Raw genomic sequence first — 588 nt, 5'->3', positions numbered from 1 at the left:
TCGCGGCAGCGTTGGCCTTATCGGAGGTTCTGCGGTTGCTGCATGGAGGTATCGTGCATCAACTGATCGACATCGATCTGCTCGGTCTCGACCAAAGAATCGTGTCTCGTCACCCAGGTAATTTTGTGAATATTAATCCGGGCTTCGCGATGGCGGAGGCGCCTGACACCCGAGACCGGTGACGCGATCGCTTAATGGTCTCGGCCTGCCGTCCGCTGGGAACGCCGTCTCCGGGGGAACTGGCCGTGTTGGACAAGTTTCAGGGCAGGGTCCTTCCTGGTCACCTCCGTGAGCCACTTCCAGCCGTCGTACTTATCGCCTGTCTGCCGCAGATGCGTATAGCGTTTGAGCGATGTCCACGACCTATGACCGGAGTTGGAGGCGACTTTGGGTATGTTCAAGCCAAGCTCGAACAGCCTCGAAACACCGTCGTGCCGCAGGTCATGAAAGCGTAGGTCGTCGATTCCGAGAAGCTTGCAGGCTCGCGTGAACGACGCGCCGATCGCGTCCGTGGTGTAAGGGAAGATCTGATCGGCGACTTTGGGCATGGCCGCAACGATAGAAAGGGCTTCCTCCTGCAGGTCGCAC

2 protein-coding genes are annotated in these 588 nt (G+C 58.8%); one reads left to right on the top strand and one right to left on the bottom strand.

The genetic code is table 11. The features are described 5' to 3' along the window. Nucleotides 1-182 (top strand): hypothetical protein (locus CKO40_RS24005; protein ID WP_207173848.1); only part of this gene is annotated, 182 nt, incomplete at its 5' end. A 9-nt stretch (nucleotides 183-191) separates the two neighbouring features. Here CKO40_RS24005 and CKO40_RS23860 read toward each other — a convergent pair. Beyond that, the coding region (locus CKO40_RS23860; protein ID WP_200348946.1) for a tyrosine-type recombinase/integrase at nucleotides 192-588 on the bottom strand (397 nt) is incomplete at its 5' end.

This window comes from Halochromatium glycolicum, assembly GCF_016584085.1.
Classification (GTDB): Bacteria; Pseudomonadota; Gammaproteobacteria; order Chromatiales; family Chromatiaceae; genus Lamprobacter; species Lamprobacter glycolicus.
The sequence above is the reverse complement of the archived record's forward strand: the minus strand, read 5'-3'. Positions and strand labels throughout refer to the sequence as shown.